Annotated in this window: 21 protein-coding genes and 1 riboswitch; of the genes, 12 read left to right on the top strand and 9 right to left on the bottom strand. The window is 61.5% G+C overall.

Annotation, left to right across the window (positions count from 1 at the left end; translation table 11 throughout):
• Positions 1 to 79: 79 nt before the first annotated feature.
• Positions 80 to 1,480, bottom strand: a complete 1,401-nt coding sequence (locus ACE3SE_RS13005; protein WP_045848286.1) for an L-serine ammonia-lyase — start codon at positions 1,478 to 1,480, stop codon at positions 80 to 82.
• 394 nt (positions 1,481 to 1,874) lie between these two features.
• Positions 1,875 to 1,962: riboswitch (glycine riboswitch) on the bottom strand.
• Positions 1,963 to 2,108: 146 nt separating this feature from the next.
• On the bottom strand, positions 2,109 to 2,750 hold the full coding sequence (locus tag ACE3SE_RS13000) for an NAD(P)-dependent oxidoreductase (protein ID WP_374555831.1): 642 nt from the start codon (positions 2,748 to 2,750) through the stop codon (positions 2,109 to 2,111).
• A 124-nt stretch (positions 2,751 to 2,874) separates the two neighbouring features.
• On the opposite strand from ACE3SE_RS13000, the gene ACE3SE_RS12995 reads away from it, so the two are divergent.
• Together ACE3SE_RS12995 and mmuM are read left to right on the top strand one after the other, a co-directional pair.
• Positions 2,875 to 3,762: a LysR family transcriptional regulator gene (locus ACE3SE_RS12995; protein WP_374555829.1), complete on the top strand. Its 888-nt coding sequence runs from the start codon at positions 2,875 to 2,877 to the stop codon at positions 3,760 to 3,762.
• A complete protein-coding gene (gene mmuM, locus ACE3SE_RS12990) occupies positions 3,759 to 4,715 on the top strand; it encodes a homocysteine S-methyltransferase (protein WP_374555827.1) in 957 nt (318 codons plus the stop codon). The genes ACE3SE_RS12995 and mmuM overlap by 4 nt, the downstream gene beginning before the upstream one ends.
• Positions 4,716 to 4,761: 46 nt before the next feature.
• Here the strand turns inward: mmuM and ACE3SE_RS12985 are convergent, their stop codons facing one another.
• The gene (locus ACE3SE_RS12985; protein ID WP_374555825.1) at positions 4,762 to 5,868 is read right to left on the bottom strand and encodes a methyl-accepting chemotaxis protein; all 1,107 of its coding nucleotides are present in this window, start codon (positions 5,866 to 5,868) and stop codon (positions 4,762 to 4,764) included.
• A gap of 397 nt (positions 5,869 to 6,265) precedes the next feature.
• On the opposite strand from ACE3SE_RS12985, the gene tauA reads away from it, so the two are divergent.
• From tauA to tauD, 4 genes are read left to right on the top strand one after another with little or no spacing between them, the layout of a single operon-like run.
• Positions 6,266 to 7,261 (top strand): taurine ABC transporter substrate-binding protein, encoded by a 996-nt coding sequence (gene tauA / locus ACE3SE_RS12980; RefSeq protein WP_062787082.1) that lies wholly within the window; start codon positions 6,266 to 6,268, stop codon positions 7,259 to 7,261.
• 2 nt (positions 7,262 to 7,263) lie between these two features.
• Positions 7,264 to 8,055, top strand: a complete 792-nt coding sequence (tauB, locus tag ACE3SE_RS12975) for a taurine ABC transporter ATP-binding subunit (RefSeq protein WP_374555823.1) — start codon at positions 7,264 to 7,266, stop codon at positions 8,053 to 8,055.
• Positions 8,052 to 8,933 carry a taurine ABC transporter permease TauC gene (gene tauC, locus ACE3SE_RS12970; protein ID WP_374555821.1) on the top strand — a complete coding sequence of 294 codons (882 nt, stop codon included), beginning with the start codon at positions 8,052 to 8,054 and terminating at the stop codon, positions 8,931 to 8,933. Before tauB ends, tauC begins: the two co-directional genes overlap by 4 nt.
• 59 nt (positions 8,934 to 8,992) lie before the next feature.
• Positions 8,993 to 9,826: a taurine dioxygenase gene (tauD, locus tag ACE3SE_RS12965; RefSeq protein ID WP_374555819.1), complete on the top strand. Its 834-nt coding sequence runs from the start codon at positions 8,993 to 8,995 to the stop codon at positions 9,824 to 9,826.
• 109 nt (positions 9,827 to 9,935) lie between these two features.
• On the opposite strand, the gene dbpA is transcribed toward tauD, so the two are convergent.
• Together dbpA and ACE3SE_RS12955 are read right to left on the bottom strand one after the other, a co-directional pair.
• The gene (gene dbpA, locus ACE3SE_RS12960; RefSeq protein ID WP_374555817.1) at positions 9,936 to 11,321 is read right to left on the bottom strand and encodes an ATP-dependent RNA helicase DbpA; all 1,386 of its coding nucleotides are present in this window, start codon (positions 11,319 to 11,321) and stop codon (positions 9,936 to 9,938) included.
• A 157-nt stretch (positions 11,322 to 11,478) separates the two neighbouring features.
• On the bottom strand, positions 11,479 to 13,107 hold the full coding sequence (locus tag ACE3SE_RS12955) for a methyl-accepting chemotaxis protein (protein WP_374555815.1): 1,629 nt from the start codon (positions 13,105 to 13,107) through the stop codon (positions 11,479 to 11,481).
• Between the two features lie 242 nt (positions 13,108 to 13,349).
• On the opposite strand from ACE3SE_RS12955, the gene ACE3SE_RS12950 reads away from it, so the two are divergent.
• Positions 13,350 to 14,597, top strand: a complete 1,248-nt coding sequence (locus tag ACE3SE_RS12950) for a TIGR03862 family flavoprotein (protein ID WP_374555813.1) — start codon at positions 13,350 to 13,352, stop codon at positions 14,595 to 14,597.
• A gap of 166 nt (positions 14,598 to 14,763) precedes the next feature.
• Positions 14,764 to 14,976 carry a sigma factor-like helix-turn-helix DNA-binding protein gene (locus tag ACE3SE_RS12945; protein WP_045847980.1) on the top strand — a complete coding sequence of 71 codons (213 nt, stop codon included), beginning with the start codon at positions 14,764 to 14,766 and terminating at the stop codon, positions 14,974 to 14,976.
• 49 nt (positions 14,977 to 15,025) lie between these two features.
• On the opposite strand, the gene ACE3SE_RS12940 is transcribed toward ACE3SE_RS12945, so the two are convergent.
• Positions 15,026 to 15,922, bottom strand: a complete 897-nt coding sequence (locus ACE3SE_RS12940; protein ID WP_374555810.1) for a LysR substrate-binding domain-containing protein — start codon at positions 15,920 to 15,922, stop codon at positions 15,026 to 15,028.
• A gap of 96 nt (positions 15,923 to 16,018) precedes the next feature.
• On the opposite strand from ACE3SE_RS12940, the gene lysA reads away from it, so the two are divergent.
• Positions 16,019 to 17,404, top strand: a complete 1,386-nt coding sequence (lysA, locus tag ACE3SE_RS12935; RefSeq protein WP_374555808.1) for a diaminopimelate decarboxylase — start codon at positions 16,019 to 16,021, stop codon at positions 17,402 to 17,404.
• Positions 17,405 to 17,515: 111 nt separating this feature from the next.
• Entirely contained in the window at positions 17,516 to 18,301 is a 786-nt protein-coding gene (locus ACE3SE_RS12930; RefSeq protein WP_374555806.1) for an ABC transporter substrate-binding protein, read from the top strand.
• Between the two features lie 45 nt (positions 18,302 to 18,346).
• On the opposite strand, the gene ACE3SE_RS12925 is transcribed toward ACE3SE_RS12930, so the two are convergent.
• Together ACE3SE_RS12925 and ACE3SE_RS12920 are read right to left on the bottom strand one after the other, a co-directional pair.
• The gene (locus ACE3SE_RS12925; protein WP_045847938.1) at positions 18,347 to 19,015 is read right to left on the bottom strand and encodes a hypothetical protein; all 669 of its coding nucleotides are present in this window, start codon (positions 19,013 to 19,015) and stop codon (positions 18,347 to 18,349) included.
• 181 nt (positions 19,016 to 19,196) lie between these two features.
• Positions 19,197 to 19,745, bottom strand: coding sequence for an NADPH-dependent FMN reductase (locus ACE3SE_RS12920; protein WP_131359566.1), 549 nt, complete (start codon positions 19,743 to 19,745; stop codon positions 19,197 to 19,199).
• 187 nt (positions 19,746 to 19,932) lie between these two features.
• Here ACE3SE_RS12920 and asd point away from each other — a divergent pair, with 187 nt between their 5' ends.
• The gene (asd, locus tag ACE3SE_RS12915) at positions 19,933 to 20,781 is read left to right on the top strand and encodes an archaetidylserine decarboxylase (RefSeq protein WP_374555804.1); all 849 of its coding nucleotides are present in this window, start codon (positions 19,933 to 19,935) and stop codon (positions 20,779 to 20,781) included.
• 302 nt (positions 20,782 to 21,083) lie between these two features.
• On the top strand, positions 21,084 to 22,583 hold the full coding sequence (locus ACE3SE_RS12910; protein ID WP_374555802.1) for a GGDEF domain-containing protein: 1,500 nt from the start codon (positions 21,084 to 21,086) through the stop codon (positions 22,581 to 22,583).
• Between the two features lie 75 nt (positions 22,584 to 22,658).
• On the opposite strand, the gene prpF is transcribed toward ACE3SE_RS12910, so the two are convergent.
• A complete protein-coding gene (prpF, locus tag ACE3SE_RS12905; protein WP_374555800.1) occupies positions 22,659 to 23,852 on the bottom strand; it encodes a 2-methylaconitate cis-trans isomerase PrpF in 1,194 nt (397 codons plus the stop codon).
• Between the last annotated feature and the right edge of the window lie 69 nt (positions 23,853 to 23,921).

Raw genomic sequence — 23,921 nt, 5'->3', positions numbered from 1 at the left:
GGCAGTGTCAGCCATGAAAAACGCCGTGGACAGTGTCCACGGCGTTTTGTGTTCTGGCCCGCAAGCCAAGGTGCTGGTATCAGCACTCCACCACGTTGACCGGTACTTCAATCACATTGATGGCCAGACCGCCGCGGGCGGTTTCCTTGTACTTGGTGCTCATGTCGCGGCCGGTGTCGCGCATGGTCTTGATCACGCGGTCCAGCGAAACGCAATGCTGGCCATCGCCACGCAAGGCCATGCGCGCGGCATTGATGGCCTTGACCGAGGCCATGGCGTTGCGCTCGATGCACGGCACTTGCACCAGGCCGCCCACCGGGTCGCAGGTCAGGCCCAGATTGTGTTCCATGCCGATTTCCGCCGCATTTTCCACTTGTTCCGGCGTGCCGCCCATCACCTCGGCCAAGGCACCGGCCGCCATGGAGCAGGCTGAGCCCACTTCGCCCTGGCAGCCTACTTCGGCACCGGAGATGGAGGCATTGAGCTTGAACAGGATGCCGATGGCACCGGCGGTCAGCAGGTAGCGCACGATACCGTCTTCGCTGGCACCCGGTACAAAGCGGGCGTAGTAATGCATTACCGCCGGGATGATGCCGGCAGCACCATTGGTGGGAGCGGTTACCACACGGCCACCGGCGGCGTTTTCTTCATTCACCGCCAGCGCATACAGATTCACCCAGTCCATCACCGTCAGCGGGTCGCGCAGCGCGGCTTCCGGTGCAGCCAGCAGCTTCTGGTACATGTCTGCGGCGCGGCGTTTTACCTTCATGCCACCGGGCAGGGTGCCTTCGCGCTGGCAGCCGCGTTTGACACAGGCTTGCATCACGCCCCAGATGGTGAGCAGGTCGCGGCGCACTTCTTCCTCGCTGCGCCAGGCCAGTTCGTTTTCCAGCATGATCTGGCTGATGCTCTTGCCTTGTTCCTTGCACAGTGCCAGCAGCTCGGCGGCGGTATTGAACTGGTGTTTGAGCTCGGTGACGCCCGGCGGAGCAAAGCCGGCCTCGATGGCGGCTTCATCCACCACAAAGCCGCCACCTACCGAATAGTAGGCGCGCTTGGACAGGCTGTTGCCGTCCGCGTCGAAGGCTTCAAAAATCATGCCGTTGGGGTGGTAGGGCAGGGTTTTGCGCTTGTGCAGGATCAGGTCGTCCGGCTCGTTGAAGGCTATGGCGTGCTCGCCCAGCAGCTTCAACTGTTTTTCCCGGCGGATGGTGGCCAGGATGTCCGGCACGGCGTCGGTATCCACCATGTCGGGCAGTTCGCCCGCCAGGCCCAGCAAAACGGCGGTATCCGAACCGTGGCCCTTGCCGGTGGCTCCCAGCGAGCCATACATCTCGCTGCGTACGCGGCGGGTGGCCGTCAGCAGGCCGTCTTTTTCCAGCCGGGCGACAAACTGGCGCGCGGCACGCATCGGGCCAACCGTGTGGGAGCTGGACGGGCCGATACCAATCTTGAACAGGTCAAAAACACTGATTGCCATGATGCTCTCTTGTCTGATGCAGGCAGCCTGCCGTGCAGGCTGCCGGTGTTGCGGGTGGGGGACTGCCTGGTTGTGGATGCAGGCCCGTGTGTCGTGTGTCAGCGTGTCATGCTTTGTGCAGGCTGACTGTTCTGCTTCCGGCCATCAGGCGTCGTGAAGCGTCAAGTCCGGTAACCGGGTGGGGGTTGGCGAGCGGGCGCGGGTCTGCTGGTGCCGGGCGGTGGCTGGCGGCCGGGGCTTGCCCCTTGAATTCAGCCGGACAGCCTGCGCGCAGGCATGGCGCAGTCTTCGCCCCCTCTGTCCTTTTGCCTGAGAGATTGTGGTCGGCAGGCGACCTTCCTTCGGCGAGACCGCAGGGCAGCAAACAGGCCAGGGTCTTCTCTCCAGAGAGCCAGATGATGGTGCAGTTCTTTTGCCTGAGAGTTTCTGGGGCGATACCCCTTCGGCGTCACCCTCAGGGTGATCTCTCCTGCGCCATCCATTACGGCTGGCTGGCACTGTAGATAAGCCGGGAATGGCTGTCAACGCCAATATTGGTGCGGGTTTTGATGTGCGGTTGCAGCATGCGCGGGCCAATGAAAAAAGCCGCCTGCAGGAGCAAGGCGGCCAAGGCGGGTACACGGGAAAATCAGTGTGCGACGGTAAAGCGCTGGCGGCTGTGGCGCGGCGCTTCCACCTCGTCGGCAATGGCTACGGCAAGGTCGGCCACGCTGATACCGGCGGGGGCTTCACCATCCATCAGCAGCGCATCGCCACCCAGACGGTACTGACCGCTGCGCTCGCCCGGAGCCAGCAGCGCCGGTGGCGACAGGAATACCCAGTCCAGCACGGTTTCCTGTTGCAAGTCTGCCAGTGCCTGGCGGGCGCCTTCGGCACCTTCCTTGTATTCGGCGGGGAAGTGCGGGGTGTCGATCAGTTGCACGCCCGGTGCCACGTACAGGCTGCCGGCACCGCCCACTTCCAGAAAACGTTTCACCCCTGCCTGTTTCACGCCGGCCACAATGGCGGCATGGCCCTTGAGGAAGAGGGCGCGGATGTCGGCCTTGTCCCAGCCGGGGTTGAAGGTACTGATCACCATATCGTGTCCGGCAACGGCCTGGGCAATGGCGGCGGCATCATAGGCATCGGCCTTGACGGCTGTCAGTTGTGGGTGGGCGGGCAGGCGTTCCGGGCGGCTGACAATGGCGGAAACCTGATGCTGGCGGGCCAGCAGTTCTTGCAGTACGGCAGAGCCGACAAAGCCGGTGGCACCAATCAGAGCGATTTTCATTTTGCATTCCTTTGGGTGGATAGTGAATGAATCGCAGTGTAATGACTTGCCGTCCTGCTGATAATCAGCTGATACTGGCATTAATAACTTAGCCAAACTTAATAATATGGATATCTTGCGCCGTATGGCAGTGTTTGCCACCGTGGTGGAGCAAGGCTCGATGGTGGCGGCGGCACGTGCGCTGGGCATGACGCCATCAGCAGTCAGCCAGCACATCAGCAAGCTGGAGTCGGAACATGGCGTGTCCTTGCTGCACCGGACCACGCGCAGCCTGACCCTGACCGAAGCAGGCAGCCTGTTTTATCAGGGCTGTGCCGACATGCTGGCCGCCGCGCGCCTGGCCGAGCAGCGCCTGAACGAAATGCGTGACGCCCCGGTGGGTGAATTGCGCCTGTCCGCCCCCACCGGCTTTGCCGGGCCCATGCTCACCGAAGCACTGGCCCCCTTGCTGGCGGCTCATCCGCGCCTGAGCCTGAAGCTGTTCTTTCATGACGAAATGATCGATCTGGTACAGCACCGCATCGACCTTGCCTTGCGTGCCGGGGATCTGAAGGATTCCTCGCTGGTGGCGCGCCATCTGGCGGACTGGGAGAGCGTGTTGTGCGCAGCACCGTCTTATCTCGCGCGTCATCCGGCCATCACCACCCCCCAGCAACTGGAACAGCACCAATGGGTGATGCTGGACCATGAGCGCAGTCACACCTGGCTGATCATGGAAAATGCAGCTGGCGAGGTAGAGCGGCCAATGGTGGAGCGGCGGGTGAGCAGCAATAACATTCTGGCTGCGCGGCAGTTTGTGCTGGCCGGCATGGGCCTGTCGATACAGCCGGAGCCCGAAGTGCGGCAGGAACTGGCCGATGGGCGCTTGCTGCGCGTGTTGCCGCAATGGCGCTTGCCTGCCCTGGGGATTTTCGTGGTGACGCCACGGCGCGATGCTCAGCCGGCAAAAGTGCGCTATGCCATCGAAGCCTTGCGCCAGCGCATGCAGCAAAAACCGGGAGCGGCGACATGAGCAGGGCGGGCCTGATGGTGCTGCAGGACAGGCTGGCGCAACGCGATTGCCTGCTGCTGGACGGTGCGCTGGCCACCGAGCTGGAGGCGCGCGGTTTTGATCTGGCCGACCCGCTGTGGTCGGCACGCGTATTGCTGGAAGCGCCACAGGCCATCGCCCGGCTGCATCTGGACTATCTGCAGGCCGGGGCCGACATCATCACCACCTCCAGCTACCAGGCGAGTTTTGAGGGCTTTGCCCGGCGTGGCCTGGACCGGCTGCAAGCCGCCCGGCTGATGCAGCTGTCGGTGGATCTGGCCTTGCAGGCGCGCCAACGCTTCATGGCCGGCCAGCCAGAAGGGGCGACAGCGCCGCTGGTGGCAGCGTCGGTCGGGCCTTACGGGGCCATGCTGGCGGATGGCTCGGAATACCGGGGGGATTATGGCCTGAGCGTGACCCAGCTGATGGACTTTCACCGGCCACGACTGGCGGTGCTGGCCGCCAGCGGGGCCGATTTGCTGGCCTGCGAAACCATTCCCTGCCCGCAGGAGGCCGAAGCGCTGGCGCGCTTGCTGCAGCAGGAATTTCCCGCCACGCCCGCCTGGATCAGCTTCAGTTGCCGTGATGCAGAACATGTATGGCAGGGCGAGCGGCTGGCCGACTGCATGGCCATGCTGGACGCCGTACCGCAAGTGGTGGCACTGGGGGTGAACTGTACCGATCCATTGCTGTTGGAGGCACTGTTGGGGCAAACGGCCAGTGTAACTTCCAGGCCCTTGCTGGCCTACCCCAACTCTGGCGAGCACTGGGATACGGAACAGCACTGCTGGCAGGGTAGCGCCAGTGTGGCGGGTTTTGTTGCACTGGCGCAGCGCTGGCGTGCTGCCGGGGCACGGCTGATTGGCGGCTGCTGCCGTACCGGCCCCGCGCATATTGCCGCCTTGCGTGCCAGCTTTGTCGCCAATGACGGTTAAACAAAAAGCCGGTCAATGACCGGCTTCAGGCAGCTGACAAAGTGATTCAGATCTTGCGGGTACAGGGCTGGTTTTCCATCTCGGTCAGAATGTCCATGACCTGGCTGGACGCATCCTCCATGCGGCGCAGTGCCTGCTGTGCCTTGGCAAACTCGTGGGCGTGGAAGGCGTTGAGCGCTTCCTTGCCGAAGTTGTGCACATTGGCGTGCGGCGCTTCCAACTGGGTGTAGTTGCTGTTGCCCTTGCATTCCTGCGCGCCGCGGCCTTCGTAATACCACTTGCCCAGACGGCAATGCTGGTGGGAGGACACCTTGTCGGCATGCAGGTCGTGATAGCCGATGAAGGCCTTGTAGATATCCAGCTTGAACACGATGTGGTCCAGCTTCACCACTTCCATGAAGCTGGTGTTGGTGCCCTGGGCAATCACCCGTGCCATCTGTTCGCTGACATCCACCATGCTGCGGATGGCATTGGCGGTTTCAATGCCGGTTTCACGGTAACCTGCTACCTGTGCGGCCGCTTCGGTCACTTGTTGCTTGGTGCTGTGCGAGGCGCTTTCCACATCGCCCACCAGGCTGGAAATTTCATTGGTGGCATTGGCCGTGCGCTCGGCCAGCTTGCGCACTTCGTCGGCCACCACGGCAAAGCCGCGGCCTTGTTCACCGGCACGGGCGGCTTCGATGGCGGCGTTCAATGCCAGCAGATTGGTCTGGTCGGCCACGTCCTTGATCAGCTGCACGAACTGGCGGATCTGCCCGGTCTTGCTGTTGAGCGAGTCCATGGATTCAGCGGTTTTCTGCTGTGCCTGGGCGATTTCATCAAAGCTGTGCGCCAGGGTATCCACCGCACCACGGGTGCCATGCAGCGTGGTGACGGCATCGGCGGCAGCGCCAAAATTGTTTTCCATCAGGGTGGCGAGGTCGGCAAACGAGGCGCGGATGCTGGCGAGGCTGCTGCAAAAATCACCAAAGGGTTCGATATAGCTGTCATTGCGCTGGCTGGTCAGTTGCAATTTGGACAGCTGCTGCTCGGCTTGCTGACGGGCTTGTTCACTTTCCTGCAGGCGGGTTTGATTGAGGCGTGCTTCCTGTTCCAGCTGTGCGACTTGTTGCTCTAATTCCTGGATACGTCTGTTCTTTGCTGCACCAAACATTAAAGTCTCCGGCTACCGTTGGGTTGTTCTCTTTGATTGAAGCTGTTGTTTTGATTTTTAATGACTTTACTGCGCTTCAGCCTGTCGTGGTGAAGTATTTGCACTGACAAGTGCCTGGGCCTTGTTAGTTGAAGAGCCAGCTTTTAACTGCATGGTATTTTCTCTGCGCTCTGGTTTAAATAGCCGCGGGACAAACTTTGCCCCCTGTTTGCTCCACATCAAGCCGATTGTTCGGTTTTGGCCGGCTCGCTGGGTTTTCAGCTGTTTTTGTGATTACTGTCAGGGTTTTCCTATTGCATTTTTTTGCTAAGTAAACCGTTTTTTCTTGCTTAGTTTTCCGGTGGCTGCTTGCTAGATTGGTGTCCAGCAAACAAACCCACCAATAACGGAAAACACCATGACACAAGCCAAGACCAAGACGGTTCGCCTCTCCCTGATCGCCGCTTCCCTTGCCCTGTTCGGCAGTCTGGCCCATGCCGGTGATGCAGTCACCATCGCCTACCAGACCGGCATCGACCCTACCAAGATTCCGCAAGCTGACGGTACTTATGAAAAGGCCACCGGCACCCAGATCAACTGGCGCAAGTTTGAAAGCGGTTCGGAAGTGATTGCCGCCGTGGCCTCGGGTGACGTGGTGATCGGCAACCTGGGCTCCAGCCCGCTGGCCGCTGCCGCCAGCCGTGGCCTGCCCATTGTCACTTTCCTGGTGGCCGATGAAATCGGTGATGCCGAGGCACTGGTGGTGCGCAATGGCAGCAAGATTGCCAAGCCGCAGGACCTGATCGGCAAGAAAGTGGCCGTGCCTTATGTGTCCACCACCCACTACAGCCTGCTGGCCTCGCTCAAGCACTGGAATGTGGATGCCAGCAAGGTGAATGTGCTGAACCTGCGCCCCAGCGAAATCACTGCAGCCTGGCAGCGTGGCGACATTGATGCCGCCTACGTGTGGGACCCGGCACTGGGCAAGATCAAGGCTAACGGCAAGGTGCTGACCAGCTCGGCACAGGTCTCCAAGTGGGGCGCCCCGACTTACGATATCTGGATCGTGCGCAAGGACTTTGCCGATGCCCATCCGGAATTCGTCAACAAGTTTGCCAAGGTATCGCTGGATGCCATCGCCGGTTATGTGGCCAACCCCAAGGCCTTTATCGCCAACAAGGACAATATCGACAAGATCAGCCGTCTGACCGGCGCTGCGCCGGCTGACGTGGTGCTGGGCTTGCAGGGCAACCGCTTCCTCACCCAGAAGGACCAGATTGCCCTGCTGCAAAAGCCTTTCGTGCAGGCCGTAGCCAATACCGCAGCCTTCCTGAAATCGCAGGGCAAGGTGGACAGCCTGCAGGCTGATTACAGCCCCTATGTGAGCAACCAGTTTGTGAAGGCAGCGAAATAATCATGGCCATCCTCTCCGCCAACAAGGTGAGCGTGCGCTATCCCGGTCAGGACCGGCCCGCCTTGTCCGAAGTGTCGCTGGATATCGGTCCGGATGACCTGACCGTGGCACTGGGGCCGTCCGGCTGCGGCAAGACCACCTTGCTGAACCTGTTTGCCGGATTTGTCCAGCCGGATGGCGGCGAGGTGCGCTTTGGTGAAGCCCGGGTGACCGGGCCGGGTGCGGACCGCGCCGTGGTGTTTCAGCACGACGCCTTGCTGCCCTGGCTTTCCGTGCGTGACAACGTGGCGTTTGGCTTGCGTCTGCAAGGCGTGGCCAAGGCCGAACGGCTGGCGCGGGCTGACGAGGTGCTGCGCCTGGTCGACCTGCCGGAGGCCGGCAGTCGCTACAGCTGGCAGCTGTCCGGCGGCCAGCGTCAGCGCGTGGGGATTGCCCGCGCACTGGCCAGCCACTCGCAGGTATTGCTGATGGACGAACCCTTCGGCGCACTGGATGCCTTTACCCGCGAGCAAATGCAGGAGCTGCTGCTCAAGGTGTGGCAGCAGGCGCGGCGACGCATTTTCCTGATCACCCACGATATCGAAGAGGCGCTGTTTCTCGCCACTGAGCTGGTGCTGATGTCGCCGGGGCCGGGCCGCATTGTGGAAACCCTGCGCCCTGGTTTCAGCCAGCGTTACCGCGCCGGTGAATCGGCGCGGTCCATCAAGTCCGATCCGGCCTTCATCGCGCTGCGCGAGCAATTGCTGGCCACCTTGTTCGACCATCGCCGTCAGGCCGAGGAGATTGCCGCATGAATGCACTGGAACAGACACTGGAACAAAAACTGGCTGATGTTGCCGTCAGTAAAACCGTACCGGACGAACTGCCGGCCAGCAGCCCGCGCGCTGGTAGCCCCCGCTGGCGGCAATACCGTCGCGGCTGGCTCAGCCTGATCAGCCTGCTGGCAGTGCTGGGCGGCTGGTGGGGGCTGTCGCACAGCGGCATTGTGCCGCCGCTGTTTCTGCCGGCGCCCGAAGCGGTGGTGGCCAAGTTGATCACCGTCAGCATCCAGGGTTTCATGGATGCCACCTTGTGGCAGCACCTGGCAGCCAGCCTGCAGCGCATCGTGCTGGCCTTGCTGGCTGCGGTGTTGCTGGGCATCCCGCTGGGTGTGCTGATGGGCGTCAGCCCGGTGGCGCGTGGCCTGCTGGACCCGCTGATTGAAGCCTATCGCCCGGTGCCGCCGCTGGCTTATCTGCCGCTGATTGTCATCTGGTTCGGCATTGGCGAATTGTCCAAGGTGCTGCTGATTTTCCTGGCGGTACTGGCACCGGTCATCATTGCCACCAGTCATGGCGTGGCGCAGGTTAGCCGTAACCGCCTGCGTGCCGCGCAGACGCTGGGGGCCAGCCGCAGCCAGTTGCTGTGGTTTGTCATCTTGCCCGAGGCCTTGCCGGAAATTCTCACCGGCATCCGCATCGGCCTGGGTACCGGCTGGTCCACCCTGGTGGCGGCCGAACTGGTGGCGGCCACCCGCGGGCTGGGTTTCATGGTGCAGTCGGCAGCGCAGTTCCTGGTGACCGATGTGGTGATTCTGGGCATTGCCGTCATCGCGGTGATCGCCTTTGCGCTGGAACTGGGCTTGCGCCTGTTGCAGCGGCGACTGGCACCCTGGCATGGCCAGCTGGATTGAAGATTTCATGGTCGCTGCCTGTGGCGGCGGCCAGAACCGAATGATGCAAGGAATAGAAGATGAGTCTGACTCTTACCCGTTTGTCCCCGGCGCTGGGCGCGATTGTTGAAGGCGTGGATCTGGCGCAGCCGCTGACTGACAGCCTGCAGCAGGAGATACAGCAGGCCCTGCTGCAACACCAGGTGCTGTTCTTCCGTAATCAGGACATCAGCCCGCGCCAGCAGCGCGACTTTGCCGCCCGCTTTGGCGATCTGCACACCCACCCCATCTACCCGCAACACCCGGATGCACCGCAGGTGATGATTCTGGACACCGACGCCTTCGACCTGAAGGACAATGCCATCTGGCACACTGATGTCACCTTCATCGAAACACCGCCTGCCGCTGCGGTACTGGCCGCTCGCCACTTGCCGGAGTTTGGCGGTGACACGCTGTGGGCCAGCAGCTTTGCTGCCTGGGATGCGCTGTCCGACCGGCTGAAAACCATGCTGGAAGGGCTGACTGCCACCCATGACTTCACCAAGACCTTCCCGCTCAAGCGCTTTGGCCTGACGCCGGCCGACCGGGAAAAATGGGAACAGACGCGGCGCGACAATCCGCCGCTGAGCCACCCGGTGGTGCGCACCCATCCGGTGAGCGGTCGCAAGGGCCTGTTCGTCAATGGCGGTTTCACCACCGAAATCAACGAGCTGCCGGAAGAAGAGGGCGCTGCCTTGCTGGCCTTCCTGCTTGCCCATCAGGCGCGGCCGGAATTCACCATCCGCTGGCGCTGGCAGGCCGGGGATGTGGCGTTCTGGGATAACCGCTCTACCAGTCATTATGCGGTGGACGATTACCGTCCCAACCGTCGCATCATGCACAGGGCCACGATTCTGGGTGACAAACCCTTCTGAACAGACTCAGAACAGGTTCAGAACAGACTCTGAACAGACTCTGGTTTTCGGTCGGAAAACAAAAAAGCCACCCCTTGGGGTGGCTTTTGCATGGTGTGTTGCGCAAGGCTTATTCGACAAAGCGCATCTTGAACAGACGGCCCTTGATCTTGCTGACCGACAGCCGTTCAAAAGCCTGCTGGGCGATGTCGCGCTGCAGGGCGACAAAGCTGGCACCTTCCAGCACGTTGATCTTGCCCACGTGGCTGCCGGCAATGCCGCCGTCACCAGTCAGCGCGCCCAGAATGTCACCCGGGCGCAGCTTGTCACGTTTGCCGCCGGCAATTTCCAGCGTCACCATGGCCGGAATCAGCTGGCCGCCCGGCGCCGGGGTCAGTTCGTCCACTTCGGCCCAGGTGAGCGGGGCCTTCTGGTAGTCCTCGATCTGCACCAGGCGGCGGGCATCGCTTTCGCAGGTCAGCGTCATGGCCAGGCCATGCAACTCGCCACGGCCGGTTCGGCCAATGCGGTGGATGTGCACTTCCGGGTCGTGGCTCACGTCCACATTGATCACCAGGTCCAGTTCCTTGATGTCCAGCCCGCGTGCGGCCACATCGGTGGCTACCAGCACGGTGGTGCTCTTGTTGGCAAAACGCAGCAGGATCTGGTCGCGGTCGCGCTGTTCCAGATCGCCATACAGCGCCAGCGCGGAGAAGCCACGGCTTTGCAAGTCTTTCACCAGCTCCTTGCAGCGTTCCTTGGTATTGCAGAAGGCCAGCGCGGAAGCCGGGCGCACGTGCTGCAGGATGCGGGTGACGGTTTCCAGCCGGGTTTCCGGCTTCACCTTGTAGAACCATTGTTCGATATGGTCGCCGCTGTGCAGCGCTTCCACTTTCACTTCCACCGGCTGACGCAGGAACTGCGCGCTGGCCTTGCGGATGGTGTCCGGATAGGTGGCGGAGAACAGCAGGGTCTGACGCTGGCGCGGGCAGGCGCGCACGATGCCGACGATTTCCTCGATGAAGCCCATGTCAATCATGCGGTCGGCTTCGTCCAGCACCAGGGTTTTCACCCCGGCCAGGTTCAGCGATTCGCGGTACAGGTGATCCTGCAGACGGCCAGGCGTGCCCACCACGATGTGTGCACCGTGTTCCAGCGAGGCACGCTGCGGCCCCATCGGCGAGCCGCCGGTCAGGGTCACTACCTTGATATTGTCGATGCTGCGTGCCAGTCGGCGGATTTCCTGCGCCACCTGGTCGGCCAGTTCACGGGTGGGGCACAGCACCAGTGCCTGTACGGCAAACCAGCGCGGGTTGATGTTGGCCAGGATGCCAAGGCCGAAGGCGGCGGTCTTGCCGCTGCCGGTCTTGGCCTGGGCGATCAGGTCGCGCCCGTCCAGAATCACCGGCAGGCTTTCGGCCTGGATGGGGGTCATGCTGTGGTAACCAAGGCTGTCCAGGTTGGAGAGCAGGGCTTCAGGCAGCGCGGTGAGGCTGGAAAAGGCGATTTTTTTCACGGACTTGGCGATATCACGACAGAAACGGGCTGGCAGTGTAACAGCAGACGGCGTATTGGCCAAACCGGCTGTTGCGGATGTGGCTGTACTGCGCTGGCAGACAGAAAAAACGCCAGCGGGCCGGGGCGCACTGGCGTTGCTTGCTCTTGCCGGTTTGCTACACCTTGAAGCGGGCCACCGAGTCGTTCAGTCCGCCTGCCAGTTGTTCCAGCTCTTCGGCCGAGCGCACGGTGTGCTGGATGGCGGAGTCGTTGGTATTGGCCAGCTGGGCAATGCTGTCGATATTGCGGGTCACGCGTTCGCTGGCTTCACGCTGCTGTTCGGTCACCTGCACGATTTGTTGCAGGCCATTACGGACGGCCACCGCCGAGTCATTGGCGGCATCCAGTACGCTGGCCACTTGTGCCGCCGACTGGTTGCTGGCCTGCAAGGAGCTGAGGCTGGCTGCCACGGCATCGCGCACGGCTTCGGTCTTGTTGTTCAGCGCATCCGTGACGCTGTCGATTTCGCGCGCCGACAGGGCGGATTTTTCCGCCAGCTTGCGCACTTCGTCCGCCACCACGGCAAAGCCACGTCCGGCTTCGCCGGCACGGGCCGCTTCGATGGCGGCATTCAGGGCCAGCAGATTGGTCTGTTCGGCAATGTCGCGCACCTGCTGGGTCATGCCGGTGATGGCAGCGGTGGATTGCACCAGCTCGGTTTCCGCTTCGGACATCATGGTGACAGCTTGCTGGATTTCGCCAACCTGCTGTTGCAAGCGGCTCAGGTCCTGGCGGCCCTGCTGCGAGCGTTGCAGGCTTTCATCCGACTGTTGCAGTACCTGTTCGGCATGGCGGGCAATGTCGCCAATATGCTGGGCCAGTTGCTCCACCGCCTGCGCCGCATCCTGCGATTGGCGATTCTGGGCTTGCGAACCCTCGGCCAGTCGTTCCGCACCCTGACTCAGCTGACCGGAAGACGAAGCCACGCTGCGCGCAGCGGTGCCAACCTGGCGTACCAGCTCGGCAATGGAACCCAGCATCTGGTTGAACAGGCTGGCAGTCTTGCCGATTTCATCCTGATGGCGTACTTCCAGCCGGCGTGTAAGGTCGCCTTCGCCCTTGGCCAGTTCAGCCAGACCACCTGCCATGGCTTGCAGCGGCCGGGTGACAAAGCGGCGGATGAACAGGAACACCACCAGCATCAGCGGCAGCGAGGCGATGATGGCAAACAGGATGCTCTGGTTGCGGAATTGCGCCACCGAGGCGTAGGGTTTTTCCAGTGAAATGCGCATGCTGACCGCGCCCAGCGGGGTGCCTTCGCTCACCTGGTGACAGCTGATGCAGTTCTTGCCCAGGTAATTGCTGGCCGCACGTGCCGGGTACACCACGTGCAGGTGTTCGCCCAGTTGCGGGCTGGATTCAATGGCCACATAGGGCTGGCCGCTGGCCAGTGCGCTCTTTTCCGCTTCGTCCGCGGCATGCGCCTTGTCACCGGCGTTGCCGGGGCCAAACTGCTTGTTGACCGCATCCCCCCGGACCACACGCAGTTCGCGCACGGCGGAGAGTTCCTTGATTTGATCCAGAAACACGTCACGCTGACCCACGGTGCCGGTCATCATCATGCCGGTGAGGCCGGCCAGCGTCATTTCGTTCATGCTGCTGGCCAGGTCCTTGGCCTGCGATACCGCAATATCACGGCTGACCGTGGTTTCCCAGGCAATCAGCCCGCTCCATGCCACCACCAGACAGCACCAGATGGCGCTGGTCAGACGCAGCCAGATTGGCCATTCGGAAAATTTTTTCATTATATGTACGGGAGCCCCGCCTCCTTTTGTTGTTGCTTATGTTTTTATCCAGGCCGTCTCGACCTGCTACAGCGGCCAGCGTAACGCACGTCATATTAACTGTGCTTGGTTTAAAACAAAATTTTTTCCCCCTTTGGCCGTATGGGTACGATGTGGCTTGGGATAACGCGGGTTTTCTGCAACAATCCGCCCTCTGTCGACCGGCCCGCCGGTTTTGCCTTGTTCTTGCTGCAGGAGTTGTCATGTCGTCATCCCCATCTTGTTCACGTGTTGCCATCATTGGCGGAGGTCCGTCCGGCCTGATGGCAGCCGAGGTGCTGTCCCGGGTGGGTGTGACGGTGACGGTATATGACGCCATGCCGTCGGTAGGGCGCAAATTCCTGTTGGCCGGCGTGGGCGGGATGAACATCACCCATTCCGAAGCCAAGGCGGACTTTCTCGGCCGCTATCGCGAACGGGAAGGCGAGGTCGCTGCCTGGCTGCATGACTTCGATGCCGACATATTGCGTGAATGGGTGCATGGTCTGGGGGTGGAAACCTTCGTCGGCAGCTCGGGCAAGGTATTCCCGCGCGAGATGAAGGCAGCACCCTTGCTGCGCGCCTGGCTGACGCGCTTGCGCGAGGCCGGTGTGCAATTCAGGGTGCGCCACCGCTGGCTGGGCTGGACGGCACAGGGCGCCTTGCGCTTTGCCACGCCGGAGGGCGAAGTAGAGGCGCGGCATGATGCCGTGCTGCTGGCCTTGGGTGGTGGCAGCTGGAAAAAGCTGGGTTCGGATGGTAGCTGGCTGCCCGTGCTGGCCGAACGCGGTGTGGCGGTGCGCGATTTGCTGCCGGCCAATTGCGGTTTTGACTGCAACTGGAGCAGCCACTTTGCCGACAAGTTTGCCGGAGAGCCGCTCAAGTCGGTGCTGCTGGAGTTTACCGATCTGGCTGGTCATACCGTGCGCAAGACCGGTGAATGCGTGGTCACCCGCCACGGGGTGGAAGGCAATCTGATCTATGCCTTCAGCGCGCCCATCCGCGACAGTTTGCTGGCCAATGGCAGTGCCACGGTGTATCTGGATTTGCTGCCACAAAAAAGTGCCGGACAGGTGGCGGCGGAAGTAAAACATCCACGCGGCTCGCGTTCGCTATCCAGCCATCTGCAAAGCCGCCTGAACCTGAAAGGGGTGAGGGCAGGCCTGCTGCGCGAATGCCTGAGCAAGGAAGCATTCAACGATATGGATCAGCTGGCCGCAGGTATCAAGCGCTTGCCGCTGACCATGCACGCCACGCGGCCCATCGACGAAGCCATCAGCACTGCGGGCGGGGTCCGGCTGGAGGCGCTGGACGCCGGGCTGATGCTCAAAGACATGCCGGGCGTGTTCTGCGCCGGTGAAATGCTGGACTGGGAAGCCCCTACCGGCGGCTATCTGCTGACCGCGTGCCTTGCCAGTGGCCGCGCCGCCGGGCAAGGCATGCTGGACTGGCTGGCCGCAAGGGGCAGCTGAGCCAGCCTGGTCTTTCTTCCCGCTTGCAAAACTGTCCGTGCATTTTTTTTGCAAGCATCTATGCTGAATTTACCGGCCCCGGCAAGTGGTTTTACCGGGGTTGCCAGTGTCTGCTGCACTGGCTGGAGCATCATTCCCCCACCCCATGATGTCGGAGATCAGCGCCATGAAACTCGACGATTTCAACCAGGTAGCCGACCTGATCGGCCTGAAAAAACGTTCGCGTGAAGCCGTCTGGCTGATGGAAGTAGAAGGCATGACCGGCTACTTTGCCGCCCAGCAGATGGATATCAGCGAATCCACCGTGTCCCGCGCCCACACCCGTTTCCGTCAGGCACTGCGCAAGCTCAATGCCCTGTCCACGCATTTGCCTTTGTGATTTCTCCTGTGTTGTTGACTTGTCGCCCGGCCTCCATGCCGGGCTTTTTCTATGGTGTGTGGCGAATGCCGCCAGCCTGCTCGCGCAGCCAGGACAGTAAATCCTGCAAGCCCGGATGCTCGGCATAACTCTCGGGGTAGACCAGCCAGTAACCGGAACCGGTATGCAACTGGCTATCGAATGGGCAGACCAGCCGGCCTTGTTCCAGCTCGTCCTGCAGCAAGGCCATGTCACCGATCGCCACACCCAACCCGCTGGCAGCCGCCGTCCACGCCAGGTGGTGCAAGTCCACCACTTGATGCTTGTAGGCGGCAAGCGTGTGTATGCCCTGGGTATCCAGCCAGGCAACCCATTCCTCATAGTCGCGGGTGGTGTGAAACAGGGTGTGGCCTGCCAGGCTGTCCACACCGGACAGTTCAGTCCGCATGGCGGGGGAGCACACCGGGCTGAGCACCTCGGGTAACAGCAGCTCGGCCTGCATGTTCGGCCATTGTCCGCGCCCGAACAGGATATAGGCCTGATGGCTGTCCGGGTCCAGCACCTCCGGTTCGTACACCATGCTGTCGATGCGCAGCTGGGTAAGCGGGTGCTGCTGGTAAAAGCTGCCCAGCCGCGGCATCAGCCAGCGCACGGCAAAGCTCACATACACCTGCAGGCTGAGGATGTCGCTGCGGGTTTTGATCTGCCTGTCCACTTCCTTCAGCTTTTGTACCACCTCACGCGCCACCGGCAGCAGGGTCTGGCCTGCCGGTGTCGGGCGTATCTGCCGGTGCTGCCTTTGCAATAGCGCGGTGGCGTAGTGCTGCTCCAGCAGGCTGATCTGCTTGCTGATGGCACCCTGGGTCAGAAACAGGCGGCGTGCGGCCTCGGTAAAGCTGCCGGTGTCGATGACGGTGACAAAGGCGCGCAAGGCGGTGAGCGAGGGCAGGTGATGGGTTTCATTCATGACGGAATGGAATGGTTCGATGCCAATTATTCGTTCGTGAAAACTAGGCGATTTCCGTATGTTTGGCAACAAACAACACAACATGACGGAGCGCACATGCATCACGATTTCGATTCCCAACGGCAATACACCCTGCAACACGACCGCCGTCTGTCTGCTGCTGATGGACAGTTGCAGATGGAGGGGGTGGGGCTGGCCGCGCTGGCCGCAGAACTCGGCGCACCGCTATTCGTGTATTCCGCGCCGGAAATCCGCCGCAATGTTGACGAAATCAAGCAGGCCTTTGCCAGCCATGCCAATACCCGCATCTGTTACGCCTCCAAGGCTTGCTCCTTGCTGGCGGTATTGCAGGTGGTGCGCGAATCCGGCATCAGCATCGAAGCCAATTCGGCCAATGAAATCCGCCGCTGTCTGGCCGCAGGTTTTGCCGGCAGCCAGATTGTCTACAACGGCGTGGTGAAGCGTGATGAGGAACTGGAATTCGCCATCCGCCAGCAGCTGCATGCCATCAATGTGGATAGCGAGCACGAATTGCTGGCCATCGACCGTATCAGCCGTCAGCTGCAAATTCCGGTACGCATCTGCCTGCGGGTGGAGCCCAACGTCAAGGCCGCTACCCATGAAGGCCTGATGACGGCATTCCGCGCCAAGTCCGGGGTGGATCTGGCCGATGCCGAAGGCATTTGCCGTCAGGCACTGGACATGCCCTATGTAAAGCTGTGCGGCCTGCACATGCATGTGGGTGACCAGGTGCCGGATGCCGAGCCGTTTGGCGCGGCCACCCGTGTGCTGGTGGATTGTGCCCGCCAGCTGGAAGCAGCACTGGGTGTGCGCTTTGACATGATCAATGTCGGCGGTGGCATTCCGGCACCGTACCGCTACGCCACCGACCGTGGCCTGGGCGGGCCGGACAATATGCAGCCGCAAATCGGCGCCAATGAATTTGCCGCTGCCGTCATCCGCGAAGTACACGCCTGGCGTGAGGATATCGAAATCTGCATCGAGCCGGGCCGCAAGGTGGTGAGCAGTGCCGGGGTATTGCTTACCCGCATGGTGACCGCCAAGCGCAAAACCTTGTTGCGCGAGGATGGCAGCGTGGAAGGCCAGGTGCAGTGGTGCATGCTGGATGCCGGCTTCAATGCCATTCCGGATTACAAGGACTGGTACTTCTATGTCTACAATGCCAGCCGCATGACGGACAGCCACAATCAGCCCGTGAAGCTGGGCGGCCCCTTGTGCGACGGTGGCGATTACTTCCGCCATGGCCCGCTGGGTGAGCAGTTCCTGCTGCCTGAGGCCAGTGCGCCGGGCGATGTGCTGGCCTTCCTGGATGTGGGTGCCTACCAGCTGGAAAACCAGACCGTCTACAACGCCCAGCCGCGTTCCGCTGCGGTGCTGATTGACGGTCCGGGCCAATACCGCCTGATCCGCCGTCAGGAACGCTTCGACGACATGTTGTTGCTGGAGCGTGACCTTTCCTGACTGTCAGAACCCTTTTGCCGTATCGCCACACCCCTTGACGGGTGTGGCGTGATAACACCAAGCCGTCCCTTGTCGTGCGTTTGTCTACTCACCCAGTCCGGAGGAATGAAGATGAAGCTGCAATCCTGGTGTGCCGTGTTGTTGTCTGCTGTCGCCCTGCAAGCGGGAGCGACGGATCTGAACAATCTGCGTATCGGCATGGATGCCACCTATCCGCCGTTCGAATCGCTGAACCCGGCGGGGCAGATCGTCGGCTTTGAGGCAGACCTGGCTGCTGCCCTGTGCAAGGAAATGAAAGCCCGCTGCAGCCTGATCAATCAGGACTGGGATGGCATCATTCCGGGGCTGATGGCCAAGAAGTACGATGTGATCATGTCGTCGATGACCATTACCGCCGAGCGGGCCAAGACGGTCAGCTTCACCGAGCGCTATTTCCGTACGCCGCAGCGGCTGATTGCCGCCAAGGGCAGTCCGCTCAAGTTCACGGTGGAGGGGATGAAAGGCAAGCGGGTAGGCGTGCAGCGCGGCACTACGGCCGACATGTACCTGAGCAAGTTCTGGGGGCCGCGCGGCATGGATGTGGTGCGCTATGAGGATCAGGACAAGGCCTATGCCGACCTGGTGAATGGCCGGCTGGATGCCAGCTTCCAGGACGAGCTGCAAGTGGAAGCGGGATTTCTCAAGAGCGAACCGGGCAAGGGTTTTGCCTTTGTCGGCCCGTCCATCAATGGTGACAACGCCGCTGAGCGCGAGGTGCTGGGCTCCGGTGCCGGCATGGCGGTGCGCAAGGAAGACAAGGCCTTGCTGGACAAGCTGAACAAGGCCATCAGCGCCGTGCGCGCCAATGGCACTTTCAAGAAGCTGAGCGTGCAGTACTTCGGCCGCGATATTTACTGACACGGCTGGTGTTCCCGCAGCCCGGTCACGGACTGCGGGCATGCTTCAACTGCTCGCGTTTTGTGTGGCCTGCTGCTGGTCCTGCTGCAAGTCCGGGCGGATCAGCGTGTAGTCGTTATTGCTCGGCAGGCCGTTTTTCTGCCAGTCATCCAGCGTAGCCATGATGGCATCCCGCGTCTGGTTGCTGATGTCCGGCAGGCTGCCGCCAAATGCCTTCTTGGCTTCGTCAAAGCCCTGCTGCACAGCCGCGCGAATGGTATCTATCTTGCCGGGGTCGTTGCCTATGCCCAGCCGGGCAAAGTCCAGAATGCGCCGCGCGGTGTTCTTGATGCCCAGTTCGCCATCTTCCGACACCGCCTGGGTGGCTTCTGCCTTGGTCTGCGGGTCAACCGTCAGCTTCTGTTCGCCACTGACCACCTTGTTCCATTGCAGGCCTTGTTGCTGGACCAGATTGCCCAGCAGCTTGAGGAAATCCGACACCTGCTGGTTGGACTTGGCCAGCAAGGCAGGTACATCCACCGGCGTGCTGCTGCCCGTGGTCGGTTTGCCATAGGTGAGGGCACTGTTGTCTTCACTGTTTTGCCCCAGCGTGACCACTTCGTCCACGGTGAGGGTGCTGCTGCTGATGCTATTGCCGGTTTTGCTGTCGGTAATGGTGCTGCTGCTGTAGCTGGCATTCAGCAACAGGCTGCTGTTGACGCTGTTGACGGACATGGGAGGCTCCTGCTGAAAACGGAGAAGGACGCCAGCCTGTGCATGGCGCCGGGTCTGCGTGCCGTATGGCCTGCGGCAGATGTCTGTATATCGGCAGGATGGAAGTAAAATTGAGTAAAAACAAGATAATGCGCTGTCCCGCAGCCGGGTGTGGAACAGCGCAGGGTGTGCAGCGGTGCGATCAGGCTTTCAGCTGGGTGGCCCAGGCGTGCAATGCTTCCAGCTGCTGTACCACCAGGCCTTGCAGGCGCTCGTCGGTGAGGTTGCCTTCGGCATCAAAACCGCCGGCAAAGGCATTGGCAAACACTTCCGGCTTGTTCAGCGGGTGCAGGTCCAGATACACGCAGCTTTGGCGCAGGTGGTACTGCGCACGCGAAGTACCCATGCCGCCGCCAGCGCCCACAATGGCCACGGCCTTGCCTGCCAGCAGTTTGTTGTCCGGCTCGCGCGAAGCCCAGTCCAGCGCGTTTTTCAGCGCCGGGGCCATGGAGTAGTTGTATTCCGGGCAGCCCAGCAGCAAGGCATCAGCCTTTGCCAGTTGTGCCAGCAGTTGTTGCACGGCGGCCGGTTTTTCAGTGATGTCGGCGTTGTAGAACGGGACCTGACTGAGGTCGGCAATGTCGATCTGGATGCCGGCTGGCGCATGTGCCTTGGCGTAGCGCAGCAGACCCATATTGGTGGAGGCACGGCGCAGGCTGCCGCAAATGGCCAGAACGTTCAGTGTGCTCATTGTGGTTCCTTGTGTGAGGAAAGCGGGCAGAAGAGGTAAAGCCCGTCTGCATTCTAGTTAGCGCATCCATGGCTTTCCAGTCCTGACGGTCAGTGACCGGCTGTGCAGGCAAATGCAGCTTGGCGTTTCGCATTCACTGGCAGTCCGGCTTATAATGTGCGGCTGTCCGCATTCAAGGTTTTACATCGTGTCCGAACGCTTTGCCGTATGGCTGCAATATCTTCTGCCCAAGCAGGCTTTAACCATTCTGGCCGGCAAGCTGGCAAGTGCCGAAGCCGGCAGCCTGACCACGGCGGTCATCCGCTGGTTTGTCGGACGCTATCAGGTGAACATGGCCGAAGCGGCCAATCCGGATATCAGCAGCTATCCCAGCTTCAACCAGTTTTTTACCCGCCCGCTGCGTGCCGGTGCGCGACCATTGGCGGATACCGCACTGATCTGCCCGGTAGATGGTGCCATCAGCCAGTTTGGTGCCATTCACGCCGATCAGATCTTCCAGGCCAAGGGCCATGCGTATTCCACCACCGCGCTGGTGGGTGGTGATGCCGAGATGGCGGCACGCTATCAGGACGGCCAGTTCGCCACCATTTATCTGAGCCCGCGTGATTACCACCGCATTCACATGCCTTGCGACGGGCGTCTGCTCAGCATGACTTATGTGCCCGGTGCGCTGTTTTCGGTGAATCCGGCCACGGCACGTGGTGTGCCCGGCCTGTTTGCCCGTAATGAACGGGTGGTATGCGAGTTTGAAGGCCCGCATGGCCGCTTTGTGCTGACCTTGGTGGGTGCCACCATCGTTGGCAGCATGGGTACGGTCTGGCACGGCATTGTCAATCCGCCGCGTCCGGGCCGCATTCAGCATTGGGATTATCAGGACCAGCAAATCATCCTGCGCAAGGGCGAGGAGATGGGCCGTTTCCAGCTGGGTTCTACGGTGGTATTGCTGTTCCCGGCCACGGCTGGCCTGCATTTTGAGCAGGACTGGCAGCCGGCCCGTCCGGTGCGTCTGGGCGAGAGCATGGCGGACACGGTCTGAATGCCATCCGGTATGGACATGGCGTGCATGAACCCGGTTTGGCCGGGTTTTTTCGTATCCGGACTGGTATGAGGCCGGGTGTGCAGTCAATATGCAACAGCTATCCATGCAATTTCATGCTTCTGTCCCGGCTGGGCAGGGGTAATGCCGCAGTCGGGTGCAATATCCCTGCTGAGCAAGGGTGAATTATGCTAATGTCACTGCCGCGCCTTGCCTGTGTTCCCGGTTTGTTCCGCCGCCCAGCCCAGTGTTGGTGGCAAGGCAGAATGATTTCTCAATCCCGTTGTGAGCCTTGATTCACCATGAATACCGACGCTGCCGGCTCCTCATCTTCCGTGCTGTCCGTTCCTGCGGCTTTTGCCAGTGCACGCGCGTCCTTTGCCAGCCCCTGGCGTTTGTGGCAACAGCTGTCGGTACGTGAGCGCTGGCTGTTGTTTGGCGCGTGGCTGGGCAGTCTGCTGGTTTCGCTGGGGCTGGGTGTGCTGTCGGTGGTGGATAACTGGTCTGGCATGCCACTGCAATTTGGCGGGGTGACGGTGTATATCACCGTCTACCCGGCCTTGCTGATCAGCCTGTGGTGGAGTTTGTGCATTGGCTGGTGGTGGGGGGCGATTCCGGCCTATCTCACCACCTTGTCGCTGGCCTTGTATGCCGGCATGGCCTGGCAGTGGGCGGTACTGTTTGCCTTTGCCGACCCGTTGGGCGTGGCTGTGATTGCCCTGGGGTTTCGGGCCCTGCCCATGATGCGCGGACTGCGCAGCCTGGAGTCGCTGCTGCATTTTGTCCAGCTCTCCTTTGCCGGCAGCATTTTCAGCTCCAGCGGCGCGCTGATCTGGACCTACAGCAATCATCAGCCTTTGTCGGAATTGCTGCCAATCTGGCAAGGCTGGTGGCTGGGCTTTTTCCTGCAGAACCTGTTGCTGGTGGGGCCTATCCTGGCGTGGTCCTGGCTGCGGACCGAGCGCTGGCTGTATGCGCGCTTGCCGCAGGTGCAGGGCAGTGATGGCGAATCGCGCCATCTGGTGGTGCTGCTGCTGTTATTGGTCAGTGTCGGCGTGCTGGTGTTTGGCTATTTGTCGCTGAGTCTTGGCAGCAGCCTGTTGCTGGGGCAGTTGCAGCGCGGTCTGGCTCCGGAGGTGCATCAGGCGGCGCTGGTAATGACCCAGACCGGCTGGGTGTTCTTCTGGGTATTTGCCCTGATCGTGCTGTTCAATGCTTTTTTTGCCTACCGCCTGTTCCTGCACTGGCAAGGGCGCAACCAGCAACTGCTGGATGCGCTGAAGCAGAGCAATACCTATCTGGCACAACTGGTGCGGCTGGACGGGCTGACCGGTCTGCTCAATCGTCGGTCTGGTGACGAGGTATTGCAGCAGGAGTGGTTGCGCTGTCAGCATTCAGGCCAGCAAGCGGTGCTGATCATGCTGGATATCGACCATTTCAAGCAGGTGAATGATGAGTTCGGCCACGATGTGGGCGATCTGGTGATTGCACAGGTGGCCATGTTGTTGCAGGAACATATGCGCCTGCACGACACCGCCATTCGTTACGGTGGCGAGGAGTTCCTGCTGGTGCTGCCGGATTCCACACTGGAACATGCCGCGCTGCTGGCCGAAACCCTGCGTCAGCAAATGGCGGCACGCACGGTGCATGCCAGTCAGGCCGATATCACGGTAACGCTGAGCCTGGGGGTGGCAAGCGCCTCGCTGTTGATGGCCGACAAGGCCGCCTGGGTGAAGCAGGCTGACATGGCGCTGTATCAGGCCAAACGTGCCGGGCGTAACCGGGTGGTGGTGGCAGGCTGATGCTGGCCATTACCCAATGAAAAATGGCCACCCGGGGGTGGCCATTTTTGTTGGCTGATTTGCTGACTTCAATGCTCAGAAACTGTCGCCGGGAATACGCACCCAGCCTTCCATCAGCACGCGGGCGCTGCGGCTCATGATGGCCTTGCTGACCTGCCACTGGCCGTCCACCAACTTCGCTTCCGCACCTACGCGCAGGGTGCCGGAGGGGTGGCCAAAGCGCACCGATTGACGTTCGCCACCACCGGCGGCCAGGTTCACCAGCGTGCCTGGAATGGCGGCAGCCGTGCCGATGGCCACCGCAGCGGTGCCCATCATGGCGTGGTGCAGTTTGCCCATGGACATGGCGCGCACGCGCAGGTCGATGTCGCTGGCGTCAATCTGCTTGCCACTGGATGCGGTGTAGGCCGCAGGCGGAGCGACAAAGGCAATCTTGGGGGTGTGCTGGCGGGTGGCCGCTTCGGCAATGTCCTTGATCAGCCCCATGCGGACTGCACCATGGGCGCGGATGGTTTCAAAGCGGGCCAGTGCGGCGGCATCGCCATTGATGGCCTCCTGCAGTTCGCTACCGCTGTAACCCAGTTCTGCTGCGTTAAGGAAGATGGTGGGGATGCCGGCATTGATCATGGTGGCCTGGAAACTGCCCACGCCCGGAACATCCAGCGTGTCCACCACATTGCCGGTGGGGAACATTGCACCGCCGCCATCGCCTTCGCCCTCGTCGGCCGGGTCGAGGAATTCCAGCTGTACTTCGGCGGCCGGGAAGGTGACGCCGTCCAGCTCGAAATCGCCGGTCTCCTGTACTTCACCGTTGGTGATGGGCACATGGGCGATAATGGTCTTGCTGATATTGGCCTGCCAGATGCGCACCGTGGCCACGCCATTGGCCGGAATGCGGCTGGCATCCACCAGTCCGCTCATGATGGCAAAGGAGCCGACGGCGGCGGACAGGTTGCCGCAGTTGCCGCTCCAGTCGACAAAGGCCTTGTCGATGGCCACCTGGCCAAACAGGTAGTCCACATCGTGATCGGGCCGGCTGCTCTTGGCCAGGATCACCGTCTTGCTGGTGCTGGAGGTGGCACCGCCCATGCCATCGATCTGCTTGCCGTAGGGATCGGGGCTGCCGATCACCCGCATCAGGATGGCGTCACGCACCGGGCCGGGCTGCTGCGCCGCGGCAGGCAGGTCTTGCAGGCGGAAAAACACCCCCTTGCTGGTGCCGCCACGGATATAGGTGGCAGGAATGCGGATTTGTGGAGCATGGGCCATGCAGTCTCTCCTGTCATGCTGTGGGCAAGGCCGTCAACAGGCATTGCCGGAATAGGGTGGCAAGCAGCA

It is taken from the genome of Aquitalea pelogenes, assembly GCF_041914625.1.
Lineage (GTDB): Bacteria > Pseudomonadota > Gammaproteobacteria > Burkholderiales > Chromobacteriaceae > Aquitalea > Aquitalea pelogenes.
Note: the sequence above shows the minus strand (reverse complement) of the source record. Positions and strands in the feature narration are given on the sequence as shown.